The following is a 24,747-nucleotide window of genomic DNA, read 5'->3' on the forward strand; positions in this document are numbered from 1 at the left end:
GGTCGTGCCCGCCGGAAAAGGTTAGATCAAGGTTTTGCCGTGACGGACGAAGGTCGGTTTGACCACTCGTACCGGATACCACTTGCCACGGATTTCCACTTCGGCGCGATCGGCAGTCGCCATCGGTACACGCGCCAGGGCAATCGACTTGCTAAGCGTAGGAGAGAAACTACCACTGGTGATCTCTCCTTCGCCAACATCAGCGATACGAACCACCTGATGCGCACGCAAAACCCCGCGTTCCTCAAGCACCAGACCCACCAGTTTGTGCTGCACGCCGGCGGTTTTTTCCGCTTCCAGCGCATCGCGACCGATGAATCGGCGCGTGGCCGGTTCCCAGGCGATGCTCCAGGCCATGTTCGAGGCCAGAGGCGAAACGTCCTGATGAATGTCCTGACCGTAGAGGTTCATCCCCGCTTCCACCCGCAAGGTGTCGCGAGCGCCGAGGCCAATGGGAGAAATGCCGGCACCCACCAGATCGTTGAAGAAACCGGGGGCCTGATCGGCCGGCAGGGCAATTTCCAGACCGTCCTCACCGGTGTAGCCGGTGCGGGCAATGAACCAGTCCCCGTCGGCGTGGCCTTCGAACGGCTTGAGCATCTGGATCAGATTGGCGCGGGACTGGGTCACCAGCTCGGCAATCTTGTGCCGGGCATGGGGGCCTTGGATGGCGAGCATCGCCAGATCCGTGCGCTCTTGCAGCTGCACGTCGAAGCCGGGGAGTTGGGCCTGCATCCAGGCCAGGTCCTGATCGCGGGTCGAAGCGTTGACCACCAGGCGGTAACCGTCTTCGAGACGATAGACGATCATGTCGTCGACGATGCCGCCACGCTCGTTGAGCATGGTGCTGTACAACGCACGGCCGGTGCTGTGCAGGCGCTCGACGTCGTTGGCCAGCAAATGCTGGAGCCAGGCCTTGGCCTGTTGGCCGGCGACATCGATCACGGTCATGTGGGAAACATCGAACACCCCGCAATCGCGTCGCACCTCGTGGTGCTCCTCGACCTGCGAGCCGTAATGCAGTGGCATGTCCCAACCGCCAAAATCGACCATCTTCGCGCCGAGGGCGAGATGCAGGTCATACAGAGGCGTACGCTGTCCCATGGGTTTCTCCTTCCGGGCGTGGCGAAGGTGCGGAGCGCTGCCGTGCGGCTTGAAAGCCCCGCAAGAGAAGGCTTTCAGCCGATTTCAGCGACAGGGTCTGTCAGACGGACCGCACCGAATGCCGCGCATTGTAGCCGCATGATTCAGGTCTCACTACTAAGTGTTTCGGTGTGCCGAACGACGGATCAGTCCGATGACCGGCAACAGACCGACCAGCACTAACGTCAGCGCCGGCAGCGACGCCCTCGCCCATTCGCCTTCGCTGGTCATTTCGAAGATGCGCACCGCCAGCGTATCCCAGCCGAACGGGCGCATCAGCAGGGTTGCAGGCATTTCCTTGAGCACATCGACGAACACCAGCAGCGCGGCGCTGAGCGTGCCGGGCAGCAACAACGGCAGATACACTTTGAAAAACAGTCGCGGCCCACTGACACCCAGGCTACGTGCCGCTTCAGGCAAAGAGGGCCGTATACGCGCCAGACTGCTTTCCAGCGGCCCGTAGGCCACCGCCACGAAGCGCACCAGGTAAGCCATCAGCAACGCCGCCAGACTGCCCAGCAGCAACGGTTTGCCCGCACCGCCGAGCCAGCCGGACAGCGGAATCACCAGCTCGCGATCCAGATAACTGAACGCCAGCATGATCGATACCGCCAGCACCGAGCCCGGCAACGCGTAGCCGAGGTTGGCCAGCCCGACCGCGGAGTTGATCGTCCGGGTGGGCGCCAGACGCCGGGCGAATGCCAGCAACATCGCCACGCTGACCGTGATCAACGCTGCCATGCCGCCCAGATACAACGTATGGAGAATCAGCCCGGCGTAACGCTCATCCAGATCGAATCGCCCGCGCTGCCAGAACCACACCACCAGTTGCAGCACCGGGACGACAAACGCACAGGCAAACACCAGACCGCACCACCCCGTTGCCGCCCAGGCCTTGGGCCCACGCAGGTGATACAGCGCCTTGCCCCTTGGCCGTTCATTACTTGCCCGGTTTGCACCCCGGGCACGGCGCTCGCCGTACAGCACCAGCATCACCACCAGCAGCAACAGACTGGCCAGCTGCGCGGCGCTGGGCAGGCTGAAAAAGCCATACCAGGTCTTGTAGATCGCCGTGGTGAAGGTATCGAAGTTGAACACCGACACGGCGCCGAAATCCGCCAGGGTTTCCATCAGCGCCAGCGCCACACCGGCGCCGATGGCCGGCCGCGCCATCGGCAGTGCCACGCGCCAGAATGCTTGCCACGGTGATTGGCCGAGCACTCGCGCAGCTTCCATCAATCCCTTGCCCTGCGCCAGGAACGCGGTGCGAGCCAGCAGGTAGACGTAGGGATAAAACACCAGCACCAACACCAGAATCACCCCACCCGTGGAGCGCACTCGCGGCAGACGCAGGCCGGAGCCGAACCATTCGCGCAGCAGGGTTTGCACGGGGCCTGCGAAGTCCAGCAGTCCGACAAAGACGAACGCCAGCACGTAGGCCGGGATTGCGAACGGCAGCATCAGCGCCCAGTCGAGCCAGCGTCGACCGGGAAATTCGCAGAGGCTGGTGAGCCAGGCGAGGCTCACACCGATCAGTGTCACACCGATGCCTACGCCGAGGACCAGCGTCAGGGTGTTGCCCAGCAGGCGCGGCATCTGGGTTTCCCACAGGTGCGACCAGATCTGCTGGTCGATGGTTTGCCACGACAGCAGAAGGACGCTGAGGGGGAGCAGCACCAACGCGGCGATGGCGAAGACGATGGGGTACCAGCGGCGTTGGGCGGGGTGGGCCAAGGAAAAACTCTCGTTGAATGATTGTGCCCACGCATGACGTGGGCACGTATCGTGTGACGCTGTGCGTCACGCTTGCGGCGATTCGACTCGCAGCGTCAGTTCCAACCCGCCCGATCCATCATCCGGATCGCTTCAGCCTGACGCTTGCCCGCCACCTCGACCGGCAGCGTATCAGCCACGAACTGCCCCCACGCCGCCACTTCTTCCGAAGGCTTCACCGCCGGATTCGCCGGGAACTCCTGGTTCACGTCGGCAAAGATCTTCTGCGCCTCAGGCGTGGTCATCCACTCCACCAGCGCCTTGGCGGCTTCCGGGTGCGGCGCATGCCTGGTCAGGCCGATGCCCGACAGGTTGACGTGCACCCCGCGATCCGCCTGGTTCGGCCAGAACAGTTTCACCGGCAATTCCGGCTTCTGTTTGTGCAGGCGACCGTAGTAGTAGGTGTTGACGATGCCGACATCGCACTGGCCGGCGTTGATCGCTTCCAGCACCGCGACGTCGTCGGAGAACACGTCGGTGGACAGGTTGTTGACCCAGCCCTTGAGGATCTTCTCGGTCTTCTCGGCGCCATGCACTTCGATCATGGTGGCGGTCAGCGACTGGTTGTAGACCTTCTTCGCCGTGCGCAGGCACAGCCGGCCTTCCCAGTTCTTGTCGGCCAATGCTTCGTAGGTGGTCAGTTCGCCCGGTTTCACCCGTTCGGTGGAATAGGCGATGGTTCGCGCGCGCAGGCTCAGGCCGGTCCAGGCGTGGCTGGACGAGCGATATTGCAGGGGAATGTTGGCGTCGATGGTTTTCGAGGTGAACGGCTGGAGAATGCCCATCTGCTCGGCCTGCCAGAGGTTGCCGGCATCGACGGTCAGCAGCAGGTCGGCGGTGGCGTTCTCGCCCTCGGCCTTGATCCGCTGCATCAGCGGCGCTTCCTTGTCGGTGATGAACTTGATCTTCACCCCGGTCTTGGCGGTGTAGGCATCGAACACTGGCTTGATCAGCTCATCGATACGCGAGGAGTAGACCACCACCTCATCGGCAGCCTGGGCGGCAGTGCTGCCGATCAGGGTCAGGGCCAGTGCGGTCAGAACACGCTTGGATGCCAACATGGGAGCGGTCTCTCGGTCAGGAAAAGTGGCCCAAATGATAAGGACTCACATTTACCAGCTCAATCGAACACTTTCCCAAGGAGTTACCAGATGTTGCACAACATTCGTCAGGCCTTGGCCAGTGCCGGCAGATCCCCGGTCAGCCCCAAGGCTTCGCGCACGAACAACGCCTTGGCCTCGGGCATCTGCTCGACGATTTTCAGTCCGGTGTTGCGCAACCAGCGCAGTGGCAACGGGTCAGCCTGGAACAACCGCTCAAAGCCTTCCATCGCGGCCATCAGCGCCAGGTTATGCGGCATGCGCCGGCGTTCGTAGCGGCTCAGGACTTTCACGTCCGCCAGGCGTTCGCCGCGTTCGTGCGCTTGCAGCAACACTTCAGCCAGCACCGCCGCGTCGAGGAAGCCGAGGTTCACGCCCTGCCCCGCCAACGGGTGAATGGTGTGTGCGGCATCGCCGATCAGCGCCAGGCCTTCGGCCACGTAGCGCTTGGCGTGACGCTGACGCAGCGGCACACAAAGACGCGGGTCGGCGCTGATGACATCGCCGAGGCAACCTTCGAAGGCACGCTCCAGTTCACGACAGAAGTCCGCTTCATCCAGCGCCATCAATCGTTCGGCCTCGCCCGGCGTGGTCGACCAGACGATCGAGCACCAGTCCTGCTGCCCGTCACGCTCCAGCGGCAGAAACGCCAGCGGCCCGTGATCGGTGAAACGCTGCCACGCGGTCATGCGATGCGGCTTGCTGCTGCGCACGCTGGTGACAATGGCGTGGTGCAGATAATCCCATTCGCGAGTGGCGACACCGGTCAGACGGCGCACGGCTGAGTTGGCCCCGTCCGCCGCAATCACCAGCGGTGCGCGCAAGGTGCGACCGTCAGCCAGGGTCAGGAGCCAGTCGTCACCGGAACGGCGCATCTGCTCCAGTCGCGCGTTGGCCAACAGGCCCAGGTCGCAATCGTGCAGGCGGTCGAGCAAGGCGTCCTGGACCACGCGGTTTTCGACAATGTGGCCGAGCACATCGGCGTGCACGCTGCTGGCCGAAAAGTGGATCTGGCCGGTGCCGCTACCGTCCCAGACATGCATGTCGGTGTAAGGGCTGCTGCGTCGGTTGACGATGCCGTCCCATACGCCGAGGCGATCGAGGATCCGCTGGCTCGCCGCCGACAAGGCGCTCACCCGTGGCTCGAACGGCGCATCGCCATTGAAGGGTTTGACGCTCAGCGGGCTGCCGTCGAGCAGCAGGACTTCCAGCCCGCTGTTCTGCAACGCCAGCGCCAGGGCGCTGCCGACCATTCCGGCTCCGACAATCAGCACATCCGCGCGCATTTCCATGCTTTAAGCCTGTCTCGCTGGCGGCTTGAGCCGCACGTAAAGGGTTTTACCGACCCGCGCCACCAGGTTGCCGGCGCCGTCATGAATGTCGACCTGCAACTGCGGCAGGTATTTCTCGCCACTGGCGGTCTGCCGACGGATTTCGTCGAGCAGGGTGTCGTCGATGTTGAACCGGGCGAACACCGGGCCTTTGCCAGGCGCAATGAAATCAATGTCGGCGGCCTTGTCCCAGACGATGTACCGCGAGCCGAGGTTCTCCATGAGCATCAACATGAAGAACGGATCGACCATCGAATACAGACTGCCGCCGAACTGGGTGCCGACGTAATTGCGGTTGTACCAGCCCAGGCCCATCGAGACCTGGATGTCACGAAAGTCATCGCTGATGTGCTTCACCCGGACGCCGGCGCCGAAGTATGGCGGGTAGAACGTCATGATCCAGCGCATCAGCCGCGCCTTGCCAAACTGTTTGATCAGCCACTCACGCATCCGGCCGCGTCCCCAGCCCCATGGCCTGACGGGCGAACCAGCGCTTGGCCGGCGGCAGCAGATCGAGGCCGAGCAAACCGATGTTTCGGCCCAGCGACACCAGTGGCTGAGTGCTGCCGAACAGGCGCGTGACCTGATCGGAGAACCCTACGGTGAGGTCCTGATCCAGGCGCTGGCGCTCGCGATACGCCTGCAACGTGGCGAAATCCCCCAACGGTTTGTCGCTGGCCAGCAGTGCGGCGGCCAACGCATCGGCATCGCGCAGGGACAGGTTGAAACCTTGCCCGGCAATCGGGTGCAGGCTGTGGGCGGCGTTGCCGAGGACGGCCAGATGCGAACGCACCTGCTCTTCGGCCTCCACCAGCGACAGCGGGTACAGATGTCGTGCGCCGACCTGCTTCAGAGTGCCGAGACGGTAACCGAACACGCCTTGCAGCTCGCTGAGGAAATCACGTTCGCTCAGGTCGGCCAGCCGTTGCGCGTCCATCCCCAGACGGGTCCAGACCAGCGCGCAGCGGTTTTCCGGCAGCGGTAGCAACGCCATCGGGCCTTCATCGGTGAAGCGCTCGAACGCCATGCCGTTGTGCGCTTCGCTCGGGGTGATGTTGGCGATCAGCGCGCTCTGGTTGTACGGGCGCTTGCGCACATTGATACCCAGTTGCTCACGAAGTCCGGAGCGGCCGCCATCGGCGAGCACCGCCAGATCGCATTCGACCGTGGTTTCATCGTTGAGGGTCAGGCGATAGCCGTCGGGCAGCGGTTCCATGCGGGTGACTTCTGCCGGGCAGCGCCAGCTGATCACGTCCCTGTCGACGTGCTGCCACAGGCAATGGCCGAGCCAGGCGTTTTCCACTACATAGCCGAGCGCCGGTACGCCCTCTTCCATCGCCGACAGTCGGGCGGTGGAAAAACGACCACGGTCGGACACATGAATCTGTTTGATCGGCTCGGCGCGGCGGGAGATTTCCTGCCACACGCCCAGCCGCTGATAAATCTGCCGCGAGCCGAAGGACAGCGCCGACGAGCGCGCGTCGTAGCTGGGCTGCCAGCTGTCGCCGGGGGCGAACGGTTCGATCAGTACGATCTTCCAGCCACGGGCCTTGGCCCCGGCCTGCAAGGCCAGCGCCAGACTGGCGCCGACCAGGCCGCCACCGATGATTGCCAGATTGACCCGACTCATGCCGCGCAGGTCCGTGCTTGCGCCATCAGGGCTTCGATCTCGGCGACGGTTTTCGGCACGCCTTGGGTCAAAATTTCACAACCGCTCTTGGTCACTACCACGTCATCCTCGATGCGCACGCCAATGCCGCGCCATTTCTTCGCTACGTTCTGATTGTCCGGGGCGATGTAGATGCCCGGCTCCACGGTCAGCGCCATGCCGACTTCCAGCACCCGCCATTCGCCGCCGACCTTGTATTCACCGACGTCATGCACATCCATGCCCAGCCAGTGGCCGGCGCGGTGCATGTAAAACGCCTTGTAGGCCTCGGAGGCAATCAACTCGTCGACTTCACCCTGCAACAACCCCAGTTTCACTAGCCCGGCGGTGATCACCCGAACCGTGGCTTCGTGCGCCTGGTTCCAGTGTTTGTTCGGGGCGATTTCGGCGAATGCAGCTTCCTGCGAGGCCAATACCAGTTCGTAGATCGCCTTCTGCTCAGCGGAAAACTTGCCGTTGACCGGCCACGTCCGCGTGATGTCGCTGGCGTAGCAGTCGATTTCGCAACCGGCGTCGATCAGCACCAGATCACCATCCTTGAGCAACGCGTCATTCTGCTGGTAATGCAGGATGCAGCTGTTGCGCCCGGCAGCGACGATCGAGCCGTAGGCCGGCATTTTCGCCCCACCCTTGCGGAACTCGTAATCCAGTTCGGCTTCGAGGCTGTATTCGTAGAGGCCGGCACGGCTGGCCTGCATCGCCCGGATATGGGCCTGGGCGGAAATCCGCGCCGCTTCACGCATCACCTTCACTTCTGCCGCCGATTTATACAGGCGCATGTCGTGCAGCAGGTGATCCAAAGCAACGAATTCGTTCGGCGGCTGGGCGCCGAGGTGCGCCTTGGAGCGGATCACGTTGATCCAGTCCATCAAATGGCGGTCGAATTCCGGGTTGCTGCCCATCGCCGAATACACCCGGTCGCGGCCTTCGATCAGGCCCGGCAGGATGTCGTCGATGTCGGTGATCGGGAACGCGTCATCGGCGCCAAAATCGCGAATCGCGCCTTCCTGGCCGGCGCGCAGGCCATCCCAGAGTTCCCGTTCGGCATTGCGTTCACGGCAGAACAGCACGTATTCGCCGTGTTCGCGACCGGGCATCAGGACGATGACCGCTTGTGGCTCGGGGAAACCGCTGAGGTACTGGAAGTCGCTGTCCTGACGATAGACATGCTCGACATCGCGGTTGCGGATGGCGACCGCGGCGGCAGGCAGGATCGCGATGCTGTTGGGTTCCATCTGCGCCATCAGCGCCTTGCGGCGCCGGGCGTATTCCGCTTTCGGGATATGGATCATGGGCAGATGGCTTTCCCTGGCACGCGATCAGTGCAGCGACGGCTTGGCCGCTGGCGGCACGTCGGCCTTTTTGGTTTCGGAGAACAGCAGCAGCGGGGCTACGCGCAGGTACTCCATGACTTCCATATAGTCGCTTTCGCCGTCTTCGGATTCTTCCAGTGCATCTTGCACCTGAGAGATCGCTGCCAGATCCTGCAACACTTCAGTGGCTTCGGTGCTCAGCATGCTGCTGTCGCGGCAGTTCAGACCGAAACCGGTGAGGAAGCCCTGGCACCACTGGCCCAGCGCGACGGCGCGATCGGCCAGTGGCACGTCATCGGTCGGCAACAGCAGCACAACGGTCACGTCGTCACCGGTGAGCTCACCCTTGACCATTTCCTGCAGGCCGATCAAGGCATTGCGAACGTTGTCCTGCGGCTCGCTTTCGAGCAGCTCGGCGGCGTCGATCAGCCATTCTTCGGCATTGAAGCCGGCACCGGCGCAGCTGCGGCCGAGCAGCAGGCCATGCAGTTCGGCAGGCGAGACATTGTGACCGCTGGCAGTCAGCAGGGTGGCGAAGGCTTGGTACGGGGAATTCTGAATGGGCATGGGCAGCTAGGCGCCAGACGGCGCTATGTCTAGAATGAAGGCCTTGTATCCTACATCGACAGACTCGCCAAAACCATTAAAGGCTGTCCGCCAGCCAAACCCATCAGACCGAATCAGTGGACACAATGGAAGACACCGACCTGCAAGCGCTGATGGCCAGACTCGAACGGCTGATTACCCGAGTCGAGCAACTAAAGAGTCAAAATGCACTCTTACTAGCTCAGGAAAAGACCTGGCGCGAGGAACGCGCGCACCTCATTGAAAAAAACGAAATCGCCCGGCGTAAGGTCGAATCGATGATTTCGCGCCTCAAGGCCCTGGAGCAAGACTCATGAGTTCAAGCAATAGCGTTACCGTGCAGATCCTCGACAAAGAGTATTCGATCATCTGTCCCCAGGAAGAGCGCAGCAATCTGATCAGCGCCGCCCGCTACCTGGACGGCAAGATGCGCGAGATCCGCAGCAGCGGCAAAGTCATCGGCGCCGACCGCATCGCCGTGATGGCCGCACTGAACATCACCCACGACCTCTTGCACAAAGAAGAGCGCCCGGACATCCAGGCCAGCGGCTCGACCCGTGAACAGGTGCGTGACTTGCTCGATCGTGTCGATCTGGTGCTGGCCGACGATCCGGACATCCGCAAGGGCTGATTCGCCAGGCGGCTTGAGGTATACTCGCCGCACTCCCTGGGGTGCTTGCCAGTTGACGATGTCCCTGAGCCGATTTGCACTACCCTGGGGGTTGCACGTTGGGCTGGTGTGCATGTCCGCCAGACGGAAAGCCTTAAAGCCTACTGCATCCTCCACCTTGAACTTTCGGGTTCAAGGGCTAAGTCGACAGCGGCTCATCCGGGGAGCCTGATTCGAATCCGATGCCGGTGCATGCCGGCATCGGATTTTTTATGCGTGCGTTTTCGTCCCTATCCTGCCGAAGCCGAACCATGACAGAACTCTCGTTGCTGCCCCGCCCCCAACTGCGCCGCCTGCTGCGCAAGGCCCGCCGCTCACTGACACCGAGTCAGCAACGCCAGGCCGCCGAAGGCCTGTACAAGCAACTGGCACAAGACCCGCACTTTCGCCGGGCGAAACACATTTCCCTTTACCTGCCCACCGACGGTGAAATCGACCCGCGCCTGTTGCTGCGCGCCGCCCAGCGTCGGGGCAAGAAAACCTACCTGCCAGTGCTCAGTGCCTGGCCGCGGACCAAAATGGTCTTTCAGCAGATCCGCCCCGGCGAGAAGCTGCGGCCCAATCGTTTCCGCATTCTCGAGCCTCGAGTCAATCCGGCCCGTCAGCGCAAGATCTGGGCACTGGATCTGGTGTTGTTGCCACTGGTGGGATTCGACGATGTCGGCGGGCGCCTGGGCATGGGCGGCGGTTTCTACGACCGCAGCCTGGCGTATCTGGCCCGACGCCAGAAATGGCGCAAGCCGACGCTGTTGGGCCTGGCCCATGAATGTCAGAAAGTCGAACGTCTCGCGCAAGCGAGCTGGGATGTACCGTTGCAGGGAACGGTGACGGACAAGGCGTGGTATTTCGCGGGATAGACGCCGCGCGGAGCAGCGGCGTCGAAAAGGCAGTTTCAGCGTTTGAAGGCTGTCGACTGTTGTACTTGTTGCGCCACTTCAATCGGTGCATCGGCCTTGTTGGCCCACAGACTTTGCGCATAACCGGTGGTCACGACGCCCAGACCGAACAAAATCACCAAAGTCCACAGCAAATCCGGTTTGCGTTTCATCGATTGCCCCCCTCAAGGCACATCATCACGATGACAGCAGCGGTTTCCATTCGTAGGCCGTGCAGCAGCGTCAAGCTTTAAAGGCCGGCATTTTGCGACAACGTGAACCTGCGCGCAAATGCTGACGTCAACCGACCGTCGGTTTGTCATAAAATTGCCCGACAACCTGCCCAATGACCGTTTCAGGAGCACCCAACATGGCCTACTGGCTGATGAAGTCCGAGCCCGACGAACTCTCGATCAAGGGTCTGGAAAAACTGGGCAAAGCGCGCTGGGACGGGGTGCGCAACTATCAGGCACGTAATTTCCTGCGAGCGATGGCGGTGGGAGATGAGTTCTTTTTCTATCACTCCAGTTGCCCTGAGCCAGGCATTGCCGGAATCGGCAGGATCATCGAAGCCGCGTACCCGGATCCCACCGCGCTGGAGCCGGAAAGTCATTACTTCGACCCGAAGGCCACACCGGAGAAGAATCCCTGGAGTGCAATCGACGTCGCTCATGTCGAGACGTTTGCCCGGGTGTTGAGGCTGGATTACCTTAAGCAGCAGACCGCGCTGGCCGAAATGCCACTGGTGCAGAAAGGTTCGCGACTGTCGGTGATGCCGTTGACAACCGAGCAGTGGGCGGCAGTACTCGACTTGCGTTGAAGTGGCCAGGTCTGCCGCTCATTTGATTGATATCAAGCGATACCGTCGTTTGAACCGTCAAACTGGACGCCACAGTCGCAGGATGCCTCCATGTCAGCGCACAGCCGCTCCTCCCTTTTATTTGCCGGATCTCTCATCGTGTTGCTGGTGGCCGCCGGTGGTTTCGGTTACTGGACATCGATGAGCAGCCGTCTGCCCGAGGGCCTGTCCTCCGGCAACGGGCGCCTGGAAGCCACGGAAGTGCAGATCGCCAGCAAGACACCCGGGCGTCTCGCCGAGGTGCTGGTCGATGAAGGCGACAAGGTCAGCAAAGGGCAGCTACTTGCCCGAATGGATACCCGAACCCTCGAAGCCCAGCGCAATCAGGCCGAAGCCGAAGTCATACGTGCCCGAGAGAATCTGGCTGCCGCCCAGGCCAACGTGCAGTTGCGCCAGAGCGAGCAGCTGCTGGCCCAGCAGGAGCTCGGCCGGTCACAGTCGTTGTTCAAGCATGGTTTCGTCAGCGCACAGGTCATCGATCAACTGCAATCGCGCATCGGCACGGGCAACGCAGCCGTAGCGGCGGCCCGGGCGCAGGTCGCCGCCGTCAGCGCCGCCATCGGTGCGGCACAGGCCCAGGTGGCGCAATTGGCCAGTGAAATCGATGACAGCAGTTTGCGCGCACCGATCGACGGCGTGATCCAGCTACGCATGGCCGAACCCGGTGAAGTGTTGGGTGCCGGCGGTCGGGTCTTGCTGTTGATCGATCCCACTGACCAGTACATGAACCTTTACCTTTCGGCCTCCGTCGCCGGACGCCTGGCAGTGGGCGATGACGCACGGATCCTCCTGGACGCCCTGCCCGACCGGTCGTTACCGGCGAAAGTCAGTTTCGTGGCAGCCAAATCGCAATTTACCCCCAAAGAGGTCGAGACCCGCGACGAACGACAGAAACTGGTCTTTCGCGTCAAGCTGCGCCTGACAGAGCCCGGCAACGTACCGCAGGCCAAGCCCGGCATGCCTGGCGTCGGCTATGTGCGCACCGCGCCGATCGGCTGGCCGGCCAATTTGCAATGAACGGCATCGCGCTCAGGGCGAGCGCCATTGCGCACCGCTATGGCCAGCGGCAGGCTCTGGACGCGATCACGTTCGATCTGCCGGCGGGTACCCGCTGCGGTTTGATCGGCCCCGACGGTGCCGGCAAGTCCAGCCTGCTGGGCCTGATCGCCGGGGTAAAAGCCCTTCAGCAGGGACAACTGGAAGTCCTTGGCGGCCCGATTCAGGATCGCGCCCATCGCAACACGTTGTACGCGCGCATCGCCTTCATGCCACAGGGGCTGGGTGGCAACCTGTACCCGGAACTGTCGATCCGCGAAAACGTGCAGTTTTTTTCCACGCTGTTCGGCTTGTCTGCCGACGAAAGCGAACAGCGGCTGCACAACCTGCTGCTCGCCACGGACCTGTTGAGGTTCGCTGATCGCCCGGCCGGCAAACTGTCCGGCGGCATGAAACAGAAGCTGGGGCTGTGTTGCGCGTTGATCCATGAGCCGGATCTGCTGATCCTCGACGAGCCCACCACGGGTGTCGACCCACTCTCTCGGCGGCGCTTCTGGGAGCTGATCGACGACGTGCGACGCCAGCGACCGCAACTGACCCTGCTGGTTGCCACGGCCTATATGGAAGAAGCCGAACAATTCGAGCACTGTCTAATGCTCGACGGTGGCCGGATGATTGCCTCGGGCTTGAGCCGTGAGCTGGCAGCGATCACTCAAAGCGGCAAACTCGATGATGCCTTCACCCACTTTCAGGGGGACAGCCATCGCGACCCGCAACCTCTGCAAATCCCGCCTCGCACCAGCAATTCCGATATCGCCATCGAAGCCCACGAGCTGACGTTGCGCTTTGGCGACTTTACCGCAGTGGATCACGTCAGTTTCGCCATCGGGCGTGGTGAAATTTTTGGCTTTCTCGGCTCCAATGGCTGCGGCAAGACCACCACCATGAAAGTCTTGACCGGGCTGATACCAGCCAGTGAGGGCAGCGCGACGCTGCTGGGCAACCCGGTGGATGCAAGGGATCTGGCCACGCGCAAGCGGGTCGGCTTCATGTCCCAGAGCTTTTCGCTGTATGGCGAACTCAGCGTCCGGCAGAACCTTGATCTGCACGCACGTCTGTTCGACCTGCCCAAGGCAGAGAGCGCCCCGCGCATCGACGCCTTGATTCAGCGCTTCGATCTGCACGGCGTCGCCGATCAGCCGTCAGGCGCCTTGCCACTCGGGTTGCGTCAACGCCTGTCATTGGCCGTCGCCGTTTTGCATCGCCCGGAAGTACTGATACTGGATGAGCCGACGTCCGGCGTCGATCCGGCAGCACGGGACGACTTCTGGCGACTGTTGATCGAGCTGTCCCGTGATCAGGGCGTGACCATTTTCCTTTCAACCCATTTCATGAACGAAGCGCAGCGATGCGACCGCATCTCCCTGATGCATGCGGGCCGGGTACTGGCCTGTGATACGCCGGCCGCCCTGCAGCAGCAATTCAATGGCCAATCCCTGGAGGCTGCGTTCGTGACCTGTCTTGAACAGGCCCAGGGCATCACCGAAGCGCCGCCGGCACCCGAACCGCCGCCGGCCGCGATGGCCCCGCCCATGTCCGTCACGGAACACGGTTTCAGCTTCGGGCGTCTGGCGGCGGTGGCCAGCCGGGAAGGCAAGGAATTGCTGCGCGACAAAGTGCGCCTGGCGTTCGCCCTGCTGGGCGCCATTTTCATGATGGTGATTTTTGGCTACGGGATTTCCCTCGACGTGGAAAATCTTGCCTTTGCCGTGTACGACCAGGATCAGACCCCCCAAAGCCGTGCCTACCTGGAGGCCTTTCGCGGCTCGCGCTACTTCGCCGAACAGCCGGCCATTCAAGATGCGCAGGTACTGCACCGACGTCTGCAACGTTCGGAAATCAAACTGGCGCTGGAGATCCCGCCCGGATTCGGCCGCGACCTGTACGCCGGGCGTCGACCGACGGTGGCGGCCTGGCTGGATGGCGGCATGCCGTTTCGCGCGGAAACCAGTCGCAACTACGTCGAAGCCGTCCATCAGGCCAATCTCGAGCAACTGGCCGAACAGAGCAGCCCCGCGCTCAACCGTCAGGCCGCCGCCAGCCTGGAAACCCGTTTTCGTTATAACCAGGACGTAGTCAGCGTCAACGCGATCGGCCCAGGTGTGATGGCGCTGATCCTGGCGTTCATTCCGGCGATGCTGACGGCCCTCGGCATCGTGCGTGAGAAAGAGCTGGGCTCGATCACCAACTTCTACGCCACACCCCTGACGCGGCTGGAGTTTTTGCTGGGCAAGCAGATGCCTTATCTGCTGGTCAGCCTGGTCAACCTGACCGTCCTGGTGGCCATGAATCGCTGGCTCTTCGGCGTACCGTTCAAGGGTAGCGGGCTGACCCTCGCTTTCGGCGGGCTGCTCTATGTGCTGGCCACCACCAGCATGGGGCTGCTGATCTCAGCGTTCACCCGAACGCAGATCGCGGCGATTCTCGGCACCATGATCATTACCAGCCTGCCGACCATTCAGTTTTCCGGGCTGATCGTGCCGCGCTCGTCACTGGAGGGCGCCGCCGCCGTGATGGGCATGCTGTTCCCGGCCGGCCACTTCCTCGATATCGCGGTAGGTACGTTCACCAAAGCACTGGATCTGCGACAGCTCTGGCCGCAATGCCTGGCGCTGTCCGCCTTCTTCATAGGGTTCACCGGACTGAGCCTGGTCATGTTGAAAAAGCAGGAGGCCTGATGCACAAGTTCGCGCATATCCTGCGATTGGGGCTCAAGGAACTGACGAGTCTGCGCCACGACAGCGTGTTGCTGCTGTTCCTGTTCTACGCCTTCACCGTAGCCATCTACATGCCGGCCGCGGGATCGGTAATCGGTGTGCACAACGCCAGCGTGGCGATAGTCGACGAGGATCACAGCGCTCTCTCCCGCCAATTGGCCCAGGCGCTGCAACCTCCGGAGTTCCAGCCCCCCGTCCCGCTGCGCTACGAACAACTGGATGAAGCCATGGATAGTGGCCAGTACACGTTCGTCATCAATATTCCGGCTCGCTTCCAGACCGACCTGCTCGCAGGCCGTCAACCGGCCGTGCAAGTCAATGTCGATGCCACCGCCATGAGCCAGGCGTTCATGGGCGCCGGCTACATTGGCCGGATATTCCAGCGCGAGCTGTTGGCTTATACCGGCCAGGGTAATGCGCAGGCCTATGCCCCGGTGCAGCTGACGACCCGTGCCCTGTTCAATACCAACCTGGAGGGTGGCTGGTTTCTGGCCGTGATCCAGATCGTCAACAACATCACCATTCTGGCGATCATCCTGACCGGCACCGCACTGCTGCGGGAACGCGAACACGGCACCCTTGACCATTTGCTGGTGCTGCCGCTGACCGCGCTGGAAATCATGCTGGCGAAAATCTGGAGCAATCTGCTGGTGGTGGTGCTGTGCACCTGGCTGTCGCTGGAAGTGATCGTCAAAGGCGCGCTGGGCGTGCCGTTGTCCGGCTCGTTGAGCCTGTTTTTGCTGGTCACGGCTGTTTATCTGTTCGCCAGCACCGCGCTGGGTATCTTCCTGGCAACGCTGGCGCGTTCGACACCGCAGTTCGGCCTGCTGGCCATCCCGGTGATTATTCCGATGTTGCTGCTGTCGGGCGGCAGCACGCCGCTGGACAGCATGCCGCAATGGCTGCAATGGGTCATGCAGGGATCGCCGTCCACTCATTTCGTCAGCCTCGGTGCCGCGATTCTGTTCCGCGACGCCGGGCTGAGTGTGGTCTGGCCAGACTTGCTGGCCCTGACCGTCATCGGATTGCTGTTCTTCTTCATCGCCCTGGCGCGCTTTCGCAAGAGCCTGGCGTCCTGAACCGCAGCCGCGATGCTTATTGAATGATCAGGTTGTTGAACAACAGATCCTCGACCACCGGTTTGCCGGTCTCGTCATTCATCACCTGCTGGGTCTGCTTCAAGGCTTCCTGACGCAGTTTTTCCTTGCCTTCGATGCTGCCCATCGCATCGGTGGTCTGCTGAGTGAACAGCGCCACCAGTTGATTGCGGATCAGCGGCTCGTTGGCCTTGACCAGTTTGGTCGCTTCCTCACCCGTCACCCGCAACGCCACGTCGGCCTTGTAGACCTTGAGTTTCGGCGTGCCGTCCAGCCCGTAGTTGCCCACGAACGGCGGGCTCAGGGTGATGTAGTTGACCTTCGGCGCCTCGCCCTCTTTGGCTTCTTCGGCCAGCGCTGCCACAGGCAGAGACAGGGCCAGCAACAACATGATCCACGCTTTCACAATTCGCTCCTTATCCGGTTTGCGGCCTAGCATAACGACCCGCCGCGCAAGCACAAGCTTATGGCGGACTATCAGGGCCGGGCATGCTCGTTGACCCGTTGACTGCCACACCTACACTTATCGGCCATCACTCCCAAAGGAATAGCCCTGATGAAAGCCGTGCTGTGCAAAGCCTTCGGTCCTGCCGAATCGCTGGTGCTGGAAGACGTCGCCAGTCCTGTCGCGAAGAAGAATGAAATCCTGCTGGACGTGCACGCCGCCGGGGTCAACTTCCCGGACACGCTGATCATCGAGGGCAAGTACCAGTTCAAGCCGCCCTTCCCGTTCTCACCGGGTGGCGAAGCCTCCGGCGTGGTCAGCGCGGTGGGTGAAAAGGTCAGCCACTTGAAAGTCGGTGACCGGGTCATGGCCCTGACCGGCTGGGGCAGCTTCGCCGAGCAGGTGGCGGTGCCGGGCTATAACGTGCTGCCGATTCCGCCGTCGATGGACTTCAACACCGCCGCCGCGTTCAGCATGACCTACGGCACCTCGATGCACGCCCTCAAACAGCGCGGCAACCTGCAACCGGGCGAAACCCTGTTGGTGCTCGGTGCCTCCGGCGGCGTCGGGCTCGCAGCCGTCGAGATCGGCAAAGCCATTGGCGCCCGGGTCATTGCCGCCGCCAGCAGCGCCGAGAAACTCGCCGTGGCCAAGGCGGCCGGTGCCGACGAACTGATCAACTACAGCGAAACCAGCCTCAAGGACGAAATCAAGCGCCTGACCGACGGTCAGGGCGCCGACGTGATCTACGACCCGGTCGGCGGCGACCTGTTCGACCAGGCCATCCGCGCCATCGCCTGGAACGGCCGCCTGCTGGTGGTCGGTTTCGCCAGCGGACGCATCCCCGAACTGCCGGTCAACCTTGCATTGCTCAAGGGTGCGGCGGTGCTCGGCGTGTTCTGGGGCTCCTTCGCCCAACGCCAGCCACAGGACAACGCCGCGAACTTCCAGCAATTGTTCGCCTGGTTTGCCGAGGGCAAGCTGAAACCGCTGGTGTCGCAAGTCTATCCGCTGAGCGAGGCGGCACAGGCGATCAATGATCTGGGGCAGCGCAAGGCTGTGGGTAAGGTTGTGGTGCAGGTTCGTTAATTCAATCGGCGATCCGGACGCGGTCCGGATCGCCATTCTTTCCGCCCGGCACTACAGCAACTGGCGGACTTCCTCCGGCAAAAACCTCGTGAATCTGCTCACTGGCCACTGCCGACAACGCCAGACGACGCCCTCCACGCTTCGGTTCAGCCGGGCAATCAACGCCAGCCTTTTGTCATCCGACAGTTGTGACTGGAAGACGCCACTCGACAGGTGGCTACGGAGATAATAAAACGGCGCGGAATCGATCCACGCATACTCGGGCATATGATTGAGGTGTGCGTTCAACTCTCGGCATTTCAATTGTTGAACCCATTGGTGAGCACCTTCCGGCGCCTCGAGGCGAAATATCATAGGAGCAACTATTTCCTGAGCGGCTGGCTTCTTGTCGTCAACCTTCCACGGTTTGAACCTCCACTGAGCTATTGCCTCTCTGACCGCTTGCGCCAGCTCCGGATGATCACTGCGCAGAATGGTGATTTCGCTCACGGAGCCATCCGCCTTGGCGGTGAATCCGACCTTTACGTCACCGGTAATTCCCGCTCTGGATAACGCACGTGGGTAAATCGGCTTGGGATTGTGTTCCGGAATCAGAAACACTTCTCCAGCCTGAGCCGGGAGAGTCACCAACAAAATAACTGCTATGGCCCATCGCATGATTTCCGTTCCTTTTGCACTGATATGCCCTGTCGGCAACAACACAAAGGTTACGGAGTAATGATTTTCCACTGAATGGCGCAGCTTCTGCGTTGGATGCAGGACATTGCCTAAGCTGCGAAGGGAAATTGAGTAAAAATGCTGCGCAAATGTACCTGGGTAACTTTTCTGACGGACTACTCCCTCGGACTGTCGTCCTCAGCATCGCCCGGCAACAGGTGCTCCAGAACCTTTCGGCTATCGGCCTTGATAATCCGGCCCTTGTCATCGAAGCGCAGCACGAGCATCCAGTCGTAAACCTCGTCCGGCCATTTTTTCTGGCCCATCAGGGCCGTGCTGTCGCCACCGAACGCACTGATCAGCTTGTTGATGTGCCCATGGTGCCAGGCGATCAGGATCACCGGCGCCTGATTGCTCTTGCGCAACAGCTTGACCAGTTCATGTACGTCGCCATTGATGTAAGGCTGTTCGATAGACAGGTTAAGACGCTCGGCCAGCGGGGTCAGGGTCAAACGTGAGCGGGAGCTCTCGGGACTGTCGCCGGCGGCAATCAGCCGTTCCGGGGTCAGCGCCTGGCCATCGAGCGTCAATGGATTGAAATAATCGACATAAGCGCGGGCCCGTTCTTCACCCCGGGCATTGAGTACCGAGCCCTCGGTCGGCTTTTCCGCATGACGGATGATCAGCACCGTGGCATTGCGCAAACCGGACTGCGCAGGGTGATCGGTGTAAATCAAGGTCAGCGCCGCCACGGCGATTACTGCCGCCGCCAATAATCGGCGCATCAACATGCGAACCCTCAAAGCCATCATTCATCTCTGCAGAACAGTCGGTCGACGGATCGCGAGTCTAAGCTGCGCGATGTTCACAAGTGGTGAAAACGCCCCGTTCTTACAGCTGAGCGACAGGTTCGTAAAAGAACGTGCGACTTCCAACATTTTCCGCTGTTTTGCCGATGCGAACCGGTGCTATTTTCGGTAACGAAACTGTAACATTCGCATCCGCAGTCAAAACAAGAAATCTGGAGCTCTTGAATGTTTGCTTTCTTTCGTCCTGCCGCACATCAGGCTCCATTGCCTGAAGAAAAAATCGACAGTACCTACCGACGTCTGCGCTGGCAGATCTTCGCCGGTATCTTCTTTGGCTACGCGGGTTACTACCTGCTGCGCAAGAACTTCTCCCTGGCCATGCCGTACCTGATCGACGAGGGTTACACCCGTGGCGAACTGGGTCTGGCGATGTCGGCCATCGCGATCGCCTATGGTCTGTCCAAGTTCCTCATGGGCCTGGTCTCCGACCGTTCCAACCCGCGCTACTTCCTGCCCTTCGGCCTGCTGGTCTCGGCGGGGGTGATGTTCATTTTCGGTTTCGCGCCCTGGGCGACGTCCAGCGTGACCATGATGTTCATCCTGCTGTTCATCAACGGCTGGGCCCAGGGCATGGGCTGGCCGCCGAGCGGACGGACCATGGTGCACTGGTGGTCGCAGAAGGAACGCGGCGGCGTGGTATCCGTATGGAACGTGGCGCACAACGTCGGTGGCGGCCTGATCGGCCCGCTGTTCCTGATCGGCATGGGCCTGTTCAACGACTGGCACGCAGCGTTCTACGTGCCGGCGGCGGTGGCTCTGGCGGTGGCGGCATTTGCCTTCATCACCATGCGTGACACCCCGCAATCGGTCGGTCTGCCACCGATCGAGAAGTACAAGAACGATTACCCGGAAGGCTACGACGCCAGCCACGAAGACGAATTCAGCGCCAAGGAAATCTTCGTCAAATACGTGCTGCGCAACAAAATGCTCTGGTACATCGCCCTGGCCAACGTCTTCGTCTACCTGCTGCGCTACGGCGTGCTGGACTGGGCGCCGACCTATCTCAAGGAAGCCAAGCACTTCGACGTCGACAAGACTTCGTGGGCGTACTTCTTTTATGAGTGGGCGGGCATTCCGGGCACGCTATTGTGCGGCTGGATGTCGGACAAGATCTTCCGTGGCAACCGTGGCCTGACCGGCATGGTGTTCATGGCGCTGGTGACCGTCGCGACTCTGGTTTACTGGCTGAACCCCGCCGGCAACCCGACCATCGACATGATCGCGCTGTTCTCCATCGGCTTCCTGATCTACGGCCCGGTGATGCTGATCGGCCTGCAGGCGCTGGAGCTGGCGCCGAAGAAAGCCGCCGGTACTGCGGCAGGCTTCACCGGCCTGTTCGGTTATCTGGGTGGTTCGGTCGCGGCCAGTGCCGCGATGGGCTATACCGTGGACCACTTCGGCTGGGATGGCGGTTTCGTGCTGCTGGTGGGCGCTTGCCTGCTGTCGATGGCCTTCCTGGCACCGACCCTGTGGCACAAACAGGTCGCCAGTCAGAGCCGCGAAGCAGTCGCCTGATCGGCTTTTGACTTGCAGCGCTTGAGCCGCGCCTCCAGATTACGGTCTGGCATGGCGTGGCTGCGCAGGGCGTGGGCGGTCTGCTCGACATAATCGCGAGTGGTGCCGTAACGCCCGCAAGCGCTTTCGAACACCTGGCTCAGCACATGATCCGGCAGATTGCCGGCATAGCTGGGCAGGTGTCGCTCCAACACAAATCCCAGGGCCTGCACCTGGCTGCCATCTTCGAGCCGGCAGTTGAGCCAGTGCGGGCGATAGGACGGGAACGGCATCTCGCGTTTCCACAGCGCATACAGCGCACTGTCGAGGTTGTCTTCCGGCAACCGATAGGCAAAGCCGCTGCACGAGCCACCGCGATCCAGACCGAATACCAGCCCCGGCATTTCCGGCGTACCGCGATGTTCGTGGGACCACAGGTACAAGCCGCGATGGTAGCCATGCACCCGCCCGCGCACCCGCTCCACCGCCGAACATTCCGGCCGCCAGATCAACGATCCATATGCGAACAACCAGACCGGACCGCCCTTGTGGCGTGCCATGGTCGATTGCATGGAAGCGAGAAGTTGTTCGTGAGTCAGCTGCGGCCCCAGGTCGAGCCGCGGAGGGTAAGCCAGATTCAGAAAAGCAGATTCAATGGCTGTCATGACGGAAGTATTCGGCCCCGCAAGTATTACAAGATGTAAGCGCAATTCGCTTGATAGAACATATAGCAGTAACTGTAAAACGAAAAGTGCTAAAGGATGTATGACACCTTTGATAGCGCTGATACGGGGTTATCCGCGAGGGCTATCTTGTTTGATATAGCCTAATACCATTGCGCAGATATCTTAAATACCCGAATGAAATATCGTTAAGCCCTCTCTTCGTTCAGGTTTCGTTCATGAAACCCCGGGATTTTTCCTACTAAAATTTCGGACTTTCCATATTTACCGTCGCTGAACGCCTACGTACAACGGCTTTCCTCTGGCGCAAGCCAACCGTTCAACCGAGGCTGCACGATGAACACACCAAGGCTTTTGGCCGCACTGTTATTGATTCAGACCGGCCAGGCACTGGCCGCCGATGATTCGCAAGAGGACAAGGGGTTCTGGTATGCACAGACCAGTGTCTATACCAAACATTACTCACCCGACCCCGAACACAACAATCATCAGGACTTGATCGGTATCGAACGCAATCAGGCGTCTGGCTGGGTATTTGGCGGGGCAACTTTCCGTAATTCATTCAGCCAGCGTTCAAACTATGCCTATGCCGGCAAACGCTTCGAGAGCGCCAACTATCCGGTGTACGTGAAACTCACGGGCGGGTTGCTGCAGGGCTATCGAGGTGACTACAAGGACAAGATCCCGCTCAATCACTTCGGCGTGGCACCGGTGATCATTCCGTCGGTTGGCACCCACTATGGCCCACTGGGCGCCGAGCTGGTGTTTCTCGGCGCCAATGCGGCCATGGTGACGACGGGCGTGCGGTTCTAGGAAGGCTCAAGAGCGAGGCGCGTATGCAAACACATCGGCGCGCATCTGGTGGGCATCCATCCCCGCCTCCACCAGCGCATCCAGCGTGCCATAGACCATCGCCGGCGAACCGCTGGCGTAGACATGCAGCGATTTCAGGTCCGGGAAATCCTCACACACCGCCTCATGCAACATCCCGCAGCGCCCTTCCCAACCGCATTGATCGCTGACGACCTTGTGCAGGAACAGGTTGGGCAGCTTCAGCCATTCGTCCCAATGTTCGATTTCGTAGAAATCTTCCGGACGACGCACGCCCCAGTACAAATGCACCGGATGCTTGAAACCGTTGGCCCGGCAATGTTCGATCAGGCTGTGGATCTGGCCCATGCCGGTGCCGGCGGCAATCAATACCAGCGGTCCGTCCGGCAATTCCGCGAGATGGGTGTCGCCGAACGGCAGCTCGACCCGCACCATGGTGTTGCGCTGCAGTTGCTCGATCAGGCTCAGGGCACTGGCTTCACGCGCCAGGACATGGATTTCCAGATCTCGCCCACCGTGGGGCGCAGAAGCCATGGAAAAGGCTGACTTCTCGCCGTTCTCGCGCTCGATCATCAGGTACTGACCGGCGTGATAACGCGGCGGCTTGCCGGCCGGCGCACGCAGGCGCACGCGCCAGGTATCGCCACCGACGTCCCGGCATTCGATGACCTGACACGACAGGCTGCGCACCGGCAGTTCTCCCAGCGCAAGCACGCCATCCCACAGCAGGATGCAGTCTTCCAGCGGCTGCGCTATGCAAGTGTAGAACTCGCCGTGGTCATGCACCTTGCCGGCCTGTTCGACCCGGCCTTCCACCAGCAGCGCTGCGCACACGTGACAATTGCCGTTGCGACAGCTTTGCGGGCATTCATAGCCCAGGCGCCGCGCACCATCGAGAATCCGCTCTCCGGGCCGTATCTCGAGCACGGCTCCGGAGGGCTGCAGGGTTACACGCATCAATCTATTCCTAACTGATTCCAGATGGCATCGATCCGTTGGGTGACGGCATCATCCTTGACGATGACACGGCCCCACTCGCGAGTGGTTTCGCCCGGCCACTTGTGGGTGGCATCCAGGCCCATCTTCGAGCCGAGTCCCGACACCGGCGAAGCGAAGTCGAGGTAGTCGATCGGCGTGTTGTCGATCATCACCGTGTCGCGCTTGGGGTCCATGCGCGTGGTGATGGCCCAGATCACGTCATTCCAGTCCCGCGCGTTGATGTCGTCGTCGGTGACGATAACGAACTTGGTGTACATGAACTGTCGCAAAAACGACCAGACACCCAGCATCACGCGCTTGGCGTGGCCCGGATACGACTTCTTCATCGTCACCACGGCCATGCGGTACGAGCAGCCTTCCGGCGGCAGGTAAAAGTCGGTGATCTCCGGAAATTGCTTCTGCAGGATCGGCACGAACACTTCGTTCAGCGCCACGCCGAGAATCGCCGGCTCATCCGGCGGACGGCCGGTGTAGGTGCTGTGGTAGATCGGTTTGATTCGGTGGGTGATGCGCTCGACGGTGAACACCGGGAAGCTGTCGACTTCGTTGTAGTAACCGGTGTGGTCGCCGTACGGGCCTTCGTCGGCCATCTCGCCCGGGTGGATCACGCCTTCAAGGATGATTTCGGCAGTGGCCGGCACTTGAAGGTCGTTGCCACGGCACTTCACCAGCTCGGTGCGACTGTCGCGCAACAGACCGGCGAAGGCGTATTCGGAGAGGCTGTCCGGCACCGGGGTGACGGCGCCGAGAATGGTCGCCGGATCCGCGCCGAGGGCCACGGACACCGGGAACGGCTGGCCCGGGTGCTTCTCGCACCACTCACGGAAGTCCAGCGCACCGCCACGGTGGCTGAGCCAGCGCATGATGACTTTGTTGCGGCCGATCACTTGCTGACGGTAGATGCCAAGGTTCTGCCGGTCCTTGTTCGGGCCTTTGGTGACCGTCAGGCCCCAGGTGATCAGTGGGGCCACGTCGCCCGGCCAGCAGGTCTGCACCGGCAGCATTGCCAGATCAACGTCATCGCCTTCGATGACGACTTCCTGGCAGGGTGCGTCTTTGACGACTTTCGGCGCCATCGCAATGATCTTGCGAAAGATCGGCAGCTTCGACCACGCGTCCTTCAAGCCCTTCGGCGGCTCCGGCTCCTTGAGGAACGCCAGCAGCTTGCCGATTTCGCGCAGCTCGCTGACCGACTCGGCACCCATGCCCATGGCAACCCGCTCGGGGGTGCCGAACAGGTTGCCGAGCACCGGAATGTCATAGCCGGTCGGCTTCTCGAACAGCAGCGCCGGGCCCTTGGCCCGCAGTGTGCGGTCGCACACCTCGGTCATTTCCAGCACCGGCGAGACGGGAATCCGGATGCGTTTCAACTCTCCGCGCTGCTCAAGCTGCTGCACGAAATCCCGAAGATCCTTGAATTTCATTGATGATGGCACCCTCAAAATAGGCGTACATCCTACCTGCTATGCCGGTCGCTGGCAGCCCGTCACTG

Annotated in this window: 25 protein-coding genes and 1 other RNA gene; 11 read left to right on the forward strand and 15 right to left on the reverse strand. The window is 61.4% G+C overall.

What is annotated here, in order from left to right; translation table 11 throughout:
- Positions 1-21 precede the first annotated feature (21 nt).
- From gcvT to J5M72_RS01725, 8 genes are all read right to left on the reverse strand, one after another.
- Positions 22-1,104, reverse strand: coding sequence for a glycine cleavage system aminomethyltransferase GcvT (gene gcvT / locus J5M72_RS01690; protein WP_207863842.1), 1,083 nt, complete (start codon positions 1,102-1,104; stop codon positions 22-24).
- Positions 1,105-1,260: 156 nt separating this feature from the next.
- Positions 1,261-2,877 (reverse strand): iron ABC transporter permease, encoded by a 1,617-nt coding sequence (locus tag J5M72_RS01695; RefSeq protein ID WP_169432382.1) that lies wholly within the window; start codon positions 2,875-2,877, stop codon positions 1,261-1,263.
- Between the two features lie 95 nt (positions 2,878-2,972).
- Positions 2,973-3,977, reverse strand: coding sequence for an extracellular solute-binding protein (locus J5M72_RS01700; protein ID WP_169432383.1), 1,005 nt, complete (start codon positions 3,975-3,977; stop codon positions 2,973-2,975).
- A gap of 107 nt (positions 3,978-4,084) precedes the next feature.
- On the reverse strand, positions 4,085-5,302 hold the full coding sequence (locus J5M72_RS01705; RefSeq protein ID WP_207863866.1) for a 2-octaprenyl-3-methyl-6-methoxy-1,4-benzoquinol hydroxylase: 1,218 nt from the start codon (positions 5,300-5,302) through the stop codon (positions 4,085-4,087).
- A 9-nt stretch (positions 5,303-5,311) separates the two neighbouring features.
- Positions 5,312-5,797: a DUF4442 domain-containing protein gene (locus tag J5M72_RS01710; RefSeq protein WP_169432384.1), complete on the reverse strand. Its 486-nt coding sequence runs from the start codon at positions 5,795-5,797 to the stop codon at positions 5,312-5,314.
- Positions 5,790-6,977 (reverse strand): 2-octaprenyl-6-methoxyphenyl hydroxylase, encoded by a 1,188-nt coding sequence (gene ubiH, locus J5M72_RS01715; RefSeq protein ID WP_169432385.1) that lies wholly within the window; start codon positions 6,975-6,977, stop codon positions 5,790-5,792. The genes J5M72_RS01710 and ubiH overlap by 8 nt, the downstream gene beginning before the upstream one ends.
- Entirely contained in the window at positions 6,974-8,308 is a 1,335-nt protein-coding gene (pepP, locus tag J5M72_RS01720) for a Xaa-Pro aminopeptidase (RefSeq protein ID WP_169432386.1), read from the reverse strand. Before pepP ends, ubiH begins: the two co-directional genes overlap by 4 nt.
- A 27-nt stretch (positions 8,309-8,335) precedes the next feature.
- The gene (locus J5M72_RS01725; protein ID WP_169432387.1) at positions 8,336-8,896 is read right to left on the reverse strand and encodes a YecA family protein; all 561 of its coding nucleotides are present in this window, start codon (positions 8,894-8,896) and stop codon (positions 8,336-8,338) included.
- A 125-nt stretch (positions 8,897-9,021) separates the two neighbouring features.
- Here J5M72_RS01725 and J5M72_RS01730 point away from each other — a divergent pair, with 125 nt between their 5' ends.
- From J5M72_RS01730 to J5M72_RS01745, 4 genes are all read left to right on the forward strand, one after another.
- Entirely contained in the window at positions 9,022-9,231 is a 210-nt protein-coding gene (locus J5M72_RS01730) for a TIGR02449 family protein (RefSeq protein ID WP_169432388.1), read from the forward strand.
- The gene (locus tag J5M72_RS01735) at positions 9,228-9,545 is read left to right on the forward strand and encodes a cell division protein ZapA (RefSeq protein WP_169432389.1); all 318 of its coding nucleotides are present in this window, start codon (positions 9,228-9,230) and stop codon (positions 9,543-9,545) included. Before J5M72_RS01730 ends, J5M72_RS01735 begins: the two co-directional genes overlap by 4 nt.
- Positions 9,546-9,575: 30 nt before the next feature.
- A non-coding RNA gene (gene ssrS, locus J5M72_RS01740) (6S RNA) lies at positions 9,576-9,754 on the forward strand.
- Between the two features lie 81 nt (positions 9,755-9,835).
- A complete protein-coding gene (locus J5M72_RS01745) occupies positions 9,836-10,441 on the forward strand; it encodes a 5-formyltetrahydrofolate cyclo-ligase (RefSeq protein ID WP_169432390.1) in 606 nt (201 codons plus the stop codon).
- Positions 10,442-10,476: 35 nt separating this feature from the next.
- Here the strand turns inward: J5M72_RS01745 and J5M72_RS01750 are convergent, their stop codons facing one another.
- Complete coding sequence (locus J5M72_RS01750; RefSeq protein ID WP_007911192.1) at positions 10,477-10,632, reverse strand: hypothetical protein; 156 nt, start codon at positions 10,630-10,632, stop codon at positions 10,477-10,479.
- Between the two features lie 197 nt (positions 10,633-10,829).
- Between J5M72_RS01750 and J5M72_RS01755 the strand changes: the two genes are divergently transcribed.
- From J5M72_RS01755 to J5M72_RS01770, 4 genes are all read left to right on the forward strand, one after another.
- A complete protein-coding gene (locus tag J5M72_RS01755) occupies positions 10,830-11,279 on the forward strand; it encodes an EVE domain-containing protein (RefSeq protein WP_207863843.1) in 450 nt (149 codons plus the stop codon).
- Positions 11,280-11,369: 90 nt separating this feature from the next.
- The gene (locus tag J5M72_RS01760) at positions 11,370-12,335 is read left to right on the forward strand and encodes a biotin/lipoyl-binding protein (protein WP_169432392.1); all 966 of its coding nucleotides are present in this window, start codon (positions 11,370-11,372) and stop codon (positions 12,333-12,335) included.
- Positions 12,332-15,052: a ribosome-associated ATPase/putative transporter RbbA gene (rbbA, locus tag J5M72_RS01765; RefSeq protein ID WP_207863844.1), complete on the forward strand. Its 2,721-nt coding sequence runs from the start codon at positions 12,332-12,334 to the stop codon at positions 15,050-15,052. The genes J5M72_RS01760 and rbbA overlap by 4 nt, the downstream gene beginning before the upstream one ends.
- Complete coding sequence (locus J5M72_RS01770) at positions 15,052-16,170, forward strand: ABC transporter permease (RefSeq protein WP_207863845.1); 1,119 nt, start codon at positions 15,052-15,054, stop codon at positions 16,168-16,170. The genes rbbA and J5M72_RS01770 overlap by 1 nt, the downstream gene beginning before the upstream one ends.
- Positions 16,171-16,186: 16 nt before the next feature.
- On the opposite strand, the gene J5M72_RS01775 is transcribed toward J5M72_RS01770, so the two are convergent.
- On the reverse strand, positions 16,187-16,594 hold the full coding sequence (locus J5M72_RS01775) for a flagellar basal body-associated protein FliL (protein ID WP_007951814.1): 408 nt from the start codon (positions 16,592-16,594) through the stop codon (positions 16,187-16,189).
- Positions 16,595-16,744: 150 nt separating this feature from the next.
- On the opposite strand from J5M72_RS01775, the gene J5M72_RS01780 reads away from it, so the two are divergent.
- Positions 16,745-17,722 carry an NADPH:quinone oxidoreductase family protein gene (locus J5M72_RS01780; RefSeq protein ID WP_169432395.1) on the forward strand — a complete coding sequence of 326 codons (978 nt, stop codon included), beginning with the start codon at positions 16,745-16,747 and terminating at the stop codon, positions 17,720-17,722.
- 51 nt (positions 17,723-17,773) lie between these two features.
- On the opposite strand, the gene J5M72_RS01785 is transcribed toward J5M72_RS01780, so the two are convergent.
- Together J5M72_RS01785 and J5M72_RS01790 are read right to left on the reverse strand one after the other, a co-directional pair.
- Complete coding sequence (locus tag J5M72_RS01785) at positions 17,774-18,451, reverse strand: energy transducer TonB (RefSeq protein WP_347709503.1); 678 nt, start codon at positions 18,449-18,451, stop codon at positions 17,774-17,776.
- Positions 18,452-18,555: 104 nt separating this feature from the next.
- Positions 18,556-19,188, reverse strand: a complete 633-nt coding sequence (locus J5M72_RS01790) for a flagellar basal body-associated protein FliL (RefSeq protein WP_207863846.1) — start codon at positions 19,186-19,188, stop codon at positions 18,556-18,558.
- Between the two features lie 225 nt (positions 19,189-19,413).
- On the opposite strand from J5M72_RS01790, the gene glpT reads away from it, so the two are divergent.
- Positions 19,414-20,763, forward strand: coding sequence for a glycerol-3-phosphate transporter (gene glpT, locus J5M72_RS01795; protein ID WP_169432397.1), 1,350 nt, complete (start codon positions 19,414-19,416; stop codon positions 20,761-20,763).
- Here glpT and J5M72_RS01800 read toward each other — a convergent pair.
- The gene (locus tag J5M72_RS01800; RefSeq protein ID WP_085708964.1) at positions 20,739-21,407 is read right to left on the reverse strand and encodes a gamma-glutamylcyclotransferase; all 669 of its coding nucleotides are present in this window, start codon (positions 21,405-21,407) and stop codon (positions 20,739-20,741) included. The two genes, glpT and J5M72_RS01800, sit on opposite strands and share 25 nt — an antisense overlap.
- Before the next feature lie 354 nt (positions 21,408-21,761).
- Here J5M72_RS01800 and J5M72_RS01805 point away from each other — a divergent pair, with 354 nt between their 5' ends.
- Positions 21,762-22,238: a sn-glycerol-3-phosphate transporter gene (locus tag J5M72_RS01805; protein ID WP_169432398.1), complete on the forward strand. Its 477-nt coding sequence runs from the start codon at positions 21,762-21,764 to the stop codon at positions 22,236-22,238.
- Between the two features lie 6 nt (positions 22,239-22,244).
- Here the strand turns inward: J5M72_RS01805 and J5M72_RS01810 are convergent, their stop codons facing one another.
- Positions 22,245-23,213, reverse strand: coding sequence for a CDP-6-deoxy-delta-3,4-glucoseen reductase (locus J5M72_RS01810; protein WP_207863847.1), 969 nt, complete (start codon positions 23,211-23,213; stop codon positions 22,245-22,247).
- Positions 23,213-24,679 carry a 4-hydroxy-3-polyprenylbenzoate decarboxylase gene (ubiD, locus tag J5M72_RS01815; protein ID WP_207863848.1) on the reverse strand — a complete coding sequence of 489 codons (1,467 nt, stop codon included), beginning with the start codon at positions 24,677-24,679 and terminating at the stop codon, positions 23,213-23,215. Before ubiD ends, J5M72_RS01810 begins: the two co-directional genes overlap by 1 nt.
- Positions 24,680-24,747 lie beyond the last annotated feature (68 nt).

Source organism: Pseudomonas sp. 58(2021), assembly GCF_017491585.1.
Lineage (GTDB): Bacteria > Pseudomonadota > Gammaproteobacteria > Pseudomonadales > Pseudomonadaceae > Aquipseudomonas > Aquipseudomonas fluorescens_BT.